Raw genomic sequence first — 3,413 nt, 5'->3', positions numbered from 1 at the left:
TGCCATTTTTAATCCTATTAAATCTCATAACACATTTGTATTATTCTATCTAAATTACTGAATTAAAGTTTGTCTAGTTTATAGGGGACATTCCATAAAATCTGGATTAACTTTTCGTCCCATTTCAATTTTAGCATCTGTAAGTTGTTTTAATGTTTTCATTTTTTTTCCTTGTATGAAATCAAGGAATATTATAACAATGATAGAGTCTCTTAAAAAAGGTAAAAAAGGATATTTTTATGGTAAAAAATGGAAATTAGTATGAATGTAGATGCAGAATAAATATAGCGAATATCAACTGCAAGAGTACTTTTCAAAGAGACTCTTGCTAATAAGTCTAAGTTCACTAATGTAAGAAAAGGTTTCCTTAATTAGGATAGTCGTTCATAATACTTTCTAAATCTTTTTGTATATCTTCTATTGTAGAGTCTGTCATATTATTTGTTGAATATGAATTTCTAAAATAACTATTTGTTCTCAAGCCATCTTTATACTTAGTGTTTTTAAATTTAATATCGTCTCTTGTATTTATTTTCCATTTTTTGTTTGGTTTATTATCAAAACTAATACCTTTACATACAATGAACTCATTTGATTTTTCTTCAAATATAATAAGTGGATAAATACCATTAGATATTGTATTCTCATCTTTTAAAAATGCTAATAATGGTCTTTTTTTAACTTTACCTGATCCAAAGCTTGCTTTTATATTGAAACCTTTAAAAATTCCATTTATAGTAGAAGGTTTTGACCCTTTAGTAGTTTTTTCTTTCTTTTCTTGTATACATTTTTCTAAAAATATTTCTAAATTACATTTTAGTGTTGAAAAATCGTCCATTATATTCCTTTAGTATCTAATATAAAATTATAACTAAAAAATATCCATGCTTTAGAGATGATTTGGAAAGATATTTCTAAATTACAAATAATATGATAAAATTTTATTTCAAATATAAAGGTTAACATAATGAGTATTTTTGCTTTGCAATCACCAGCAGGCGGTTTTTTAGACGAAGAACTAAGTCGATTTAATAAAATTTTTGATGATTGGTGTGTTTGGTTCGATAATTACGAAGATGCTAATCTTATTGCTCAGAGTTTAGAACATAGGACTAGTGTAGAAATTGTTGAAATTACACCACTTAGTTACCCAAAATATTTTTTTCATACTTTACAAGGTGATATTCATGCTACACGCCAAATCAATCAAAAGATTATCTGTATTATTGAACCATATATGGGATCAACTTTTAGAATAGCAGTATGTGATTTAAATACTAAAAATGTAAGAATTACAAATACACGTTATAAAAATGTTCTTAGTGTTGAAGGTGCTTTTGCACATTTTGAGGAATGATTTAACACAGAGATGGTTTTTATAAAAAAGATTATGTATAATACAAAAAAATATAAGATAGAAAATGAAAAAAGCGTTTACGAAGATAGGACTTGTGTTTACTTTAATAGTTTTAAGTATTATGGCACTATTAATATTACCAAATATGGAAAATTCAAAATCTGCACAAGTAGTTAACAAGTCAAAATAGTATTATATAAAAAGGCAATAATAGTAGTTAGTAAAGTTTAAGAGGAGTTTGAATGAAAAAAAGAGCAGGGGTGATATTAATAGCCCATGGTAGCAAACGCAGTCAATCAAATGAAGAGTTTATAAAACTCTGTGAGAAAATTAAACTTGAAAATATTGTTGAATTTGATAAAATTAGTTATGCATTTTTAGAACTAGTAAAACCTACAATTGAAATGGCAGTAGAGAATATGTATGATGAAAATATAGAGCAAGTTTATCTTTATCCATACTTCCTAAACTCTGGAAAGCATGTTATTATTGACATACCAAATATAATTTCCAAGATGCAAAGCATATATACAAATATAGATATACAACTTCTTAATCATTTTGGTTCATCTAAAAGTGTGGTCTCTATTATCTCCTCAGATTTACAAGAAATATTATAAATATGTTGACTTTTGAGAATGATTGTTCTATAATTGTGTTAATGGAGAAATAAGATGGCAAGACCAGTTGAATATGATTTAAATAAAGTACTTGATAATGCTATGGATATCTTTTGGAAAAAAGGATATTCAGGTGTTTCTATGGCTGATATTGTAGAACATACCGGATTGAATCGTAGAACAATGTATTCTTTATTTAAAGATAAAGAAGGTCTTTTTAGAGATTCACTTGATCATTACTTTATAAAACTATCTTCAGCGAAACTTGCAGTTTTAAAAAATAACCCTGGTAAAAAAGGTATTGAACTTTTTGTAGGAACCTTTAAATTTACAAATGATTTTAAAGGCTGTTTATTCTCTAATAGTATATGTGAAAAAGATTTTTTACAGACTAAAACCTTTGATATTCCAAAAGAGTACTTTATTAGTATACGTAAAAGAATGGAAGAAAACCTAGTTCAAGCAAAAGAATTAGGTGAATTTAGTGGTGATCCAAGAGCAATGGCACTAACTCTGCTTACTGTTATCCATGGTTTTCATGTCTATGGTAAATATAATCATTCTAAAGATGATAGTGATGCTATTTTTAAAAATGTTTTAAGCATGATTAGGTAATTTTTTTACCTATTTTAGAACGAATATTCTATAATGCTAATAGAAGTTTTCGATATTTACAAAATAAAAAAGGATTAAATATGTCAAGATTAATAGATGCTATCAAAGAATACCAAGTTGGCTTTAGAGAAAAAGCTCCACAAGAAGTTCAAGAGTTAATGCTAAAAGCAACAAAAAAACTCTCAGATGCAAGTATCAGTAAAAATGCTTTAAGTGTTGGCTCTAAGGCAAAAGAAATTAAATTACCAAATGCTTTAGGAAAAGAAGTTTCCCTCTTTGAAACACTAGAAAATAATGAGTTTGCTATTATTAATTTTTATAGAGGTGCATGGTGTGCTTATTGTGATTTTGAATTAAAAGCTTTACAAGAGAGAAATGAAGAGTTTGAAAAACTTGGTGCGAAACTTATTGCTATATCTCCTCAATCTCCAGATGCTAGTCTTTCTACTCAAGAAAAACATGACTTAAAGTTTGAAGTACTTAGTGATACTAACAATGTAGTAGCAAAAGATTATGGACTTGTATTTTCACTTGCAGAAGAGTTAAGACCTATATATCTTAGTTTTGGGATTGATATTCCTGCAAGTAATGAAGAAGAGAGCTATGAGATACCAATGCCAGCAACATATGTCGTAAATAAGAACAAAGAAATAATATTCTCATTTATTGATGAAGATTATACAAAAAGATGCGAACCTCAAGATATTATAGATTTAATAAAAAATAACGCCAATTCTAAAATCAAGTGCAATTTTTTGAAAGTAAGTTGAAAGATAGGATTAATCGATAATCTGCTAATCTTATTCGACCAAAAACAAAGA

General features: G+C 27.2%; 6 protein-coding genes. 5 read left to right on the top strand and 1 reads right to left on the bottom strand.

The window, feature by feature from the left end; all coding sequences use genetic code 11:
• Positions 1 to 367 precede the first annotated feature (367 nt).
• Positions 368 to 838, bottom strand: coding sequence for a hypothetical protein (locus QZZ48_RS15030; protein WP_294967072.1), 471 nt, complete (start codon positions 836 to 838; stop codon positions 368 to 370).
• 129 nt (positions 839 to 967) lie between these two features.
• On the opposite strand from QZZ48_RS15030, the gene QZZ48_RS15025 reads away from it, so the two are divergent.
• The 5 genes from QZZ48_RS15025 (at position 968) to QZZ48_RS15005 (ending at position 3,362) form a co-directional block, all read left to right on the top strand.
• Complete coding sequence (locus QZZ48_RS15025) at positions 968 to 1,357, top strand: hypothetical protein (protein ID WP_294967071.1); 390 nt, start codon at positions 968 to 970, stop codon at positions 1,355 to 1,357.
• 64 nt (positions 1,358 to 1,421) lie between these two features.
• Positions 1,422 to 1,547 (top strand): type II secretion system protein, encoded by a 126-nt coding sequence (locus QZZ48_RS15020; RefSeq protein ID WP_294967070.1) that lies wholly within the window; start codon positions 1,422 to 1,424, stop codon positions 1,545 to 1,547.
• Positions 1,548 to 1,599: 52 nt separating this feature from the next.
• Positions 1,600 to 1,977: a CbiX/SirB N-terminal domain-containing protein gene (locus QZZ48_RS15015; RefSeq protein WP_294967069.1), complete on the top strand. Its 378-nt coding sequence runs from the start codon at positions 1,600 to 1,602 to the stop codon at positions 1,975 to 1,977.
• Positions 1,978 to 2,031: 54 nt separating this feature from the next.
• Positions 2,032 to 2,592 (top strand): TetR/AcrR family transcriptional regulator, encoded by a 561-nt coding sequence (locus tag QZZ48_RS15010; protein WP_294967068.1) that lies wholly within the window; start codon positions 2,032 to 2,034, stop codon positions 2,590 to 2,592.
• Between the two features lie 80 nt (positions 2,593 to 2,672).
• Positions 2,673 to 3,362, top strand: coding sequence for a peroxiredoxin-like family protein (locus QZZ48_RS15005; protein WP_294967067.1), 690 nt, complete (start codon positions 2,673 to 2,675; stop codon positions 3,360 to 3,362).
• Positions 3,363 to 3,413: the final 51 nt, after the last annotated feature.

This window comes from Sulfurimonas sp. (assembly GCF_016744025.1).
Taxonomy (GTDB): domain Bacteria; phylum Campylobacterota; class Campylobacteria; order Campylobacterales; family Sulfurimonadaceae; genus Sulfurimonas.
Note: the sequence above shows the minus strand (reverse complement) of the source record. Positions and strands in the feature narration are given on the sequence as shown.

Coding starts and splice junctions, on each gene's coding strand:
- QZZ48_RS15030 (WP_294967072.1), bottom strand. CDS start 838: ATGGACGATTTTTCAACACTAAAATGTAATTTAGAAATATTTTTAGAA.
- QZZ48_RS15025 (WP_294967071.1), top strand. CDS start 968: ATGAGTATTTTTGCTTTGCAATCACCAGCAGGCGGTTTTTTAGACGAA.
- QZZ48_RS15020 (WP_294967070.1), top strand. CDS start 1,422: ATGAAAAAAGCGTTTACGAAGATAGGACTTGTGTTTACTTTAATAGTT.
- QZZ48_RS15015 (WP_294967069.1), top strand. CDS start 1,600: ATGAAAAAAAGAGCAGGGGTGATATTAATAGCCCATGGTAGCAAACGC.
- QZZ48_RS15010 (WP_294967068.1), top strand. CDS start 2,032: ATGGCAAGACCAGTTGAATATGATTTAAATAAAGTACTTGATAATGCT.
- QZZ48_RS15005 (WP_294967067.1), top strand. CDS start 2,673: ATGTCAAGATTAATAGATGCTATCAAAGAATACCAAGTTGGCTTTAGA.